Here is a 998-nt window from a genome sequence, read left to right on the forward strand (position 1 = left end):
CGTTGTAGTGCATTTGAGAAATGAGAACAGTAATAACATCTATCATTCTGATTTTAATTTTATTCTGTTCTTGTAGCGGAAAAAAAGAAAATACCCAAAATCCAGAATTTGAGAAATTAATAATCGATTATTGGACTGGAGACGAAGCTTATGTCAATAAAAGAATGGAATTCACTAAAAAAGGAAATAAAATATTTGGAAAAATAATACGACCTGAATATAAAATTAGTGAAAGAACTGCGATTTCAGGAGACTCAGAATTGAACTCTGACAAGATTAAACTTCTAAATGAGTTTTGGAATCAAGCGCTTAAATTCAAAGATTCTTGTGAGCAAAAATATTGGAGCTCTTCAATTCAAGATTACACAATAATTAGAGATTTAGATACATTAAAAATTGACAGATATTGTTATTGGCAAGATTATGAATATGAGAATATAGAAAAAGTTCTTTTTTCGGAGTTTTTTAAGAATCTGAAATCTGAAAGAAATAACTTAGAAAAAGAACTATCAAAGAAACTTAATGGAGTTTGGTATCCTAAAACTATAAAGAAAACATTTGAAAGAGGAGAAATATTAAAACTCACAAAAAGCAAATCAGAAGCATTAGATAAAGATTGCTATTGGGAATTTTCGAGCCAAAAAGAATTTAAAGATAATTGCTGGAATTTACTTGACTTAAAACTTTCGAAAAGTTACAATTGGGACGTTGATGAGGGAAAAACTTATTTGGTCATTAGTGGTGGATTTACGACAAGAGAAGAAAATGGAAAAACCTATACTTCAGTTGCGAATTATGGAGCGACTTTCATAGTTAAGTCAATTAACGAAAATAGAGTTGAATTAGAATATTTGTGGAATTAAAAACGCACTACAACAACGTGTATAGCTCATTGCGGCTGAATTCCTAATCGGAATTCATTGCAATTTGCTATCTTTCGGTTACGGCGGAAAATCCTCGCGGATTTCCCGCAACGAGCCATACACAAAACCGTTACC

At 31.2% G+C, this 998-nt stretch carries 1 protein-coding gene; it reads left to right on the forward strand.

Going from position 1 to position 998, the window contains the following annotated elements; translation table 11 throughout:
* The first annotated feature begins 20 nt into the window (after positions 1 to 20).
* Positions 21 to 863 carry a hypothetical protein gene (locus ACFFGA_RS14835; RefSeq protein WP_386065199.1) on the forward strand — a complete coding sequence of 281 codons (843 nt, stop codon included), beginning with the start codon at positions 21 to 23 and terminating at the stop codon, positions 861 to 863.
* Positions 864 to 998: the final 135 nt, after the last annotated feature.

It is taken from the genome of Winogradskyella pulchriflava (genome assembly GCF_042434315.1).
Taxonomy (GTDB): domain Bacteria; phylum Bacteroidota; class Bacteroidia; order Flavobacteriales; family Flavobacteriaceae; genus Winogradskyella; species Winogradskyella pulchriflava.

What these genes read in the sequence shown, in the direction of transcription:
- ACFFGA_RS14835 (WP_386065199.1), top strand. Translation starts at nt 21, where the DNA reads ATGAGAACAGTAATAACATCTATCATTCTGATTTTAATTTTATTCTGT.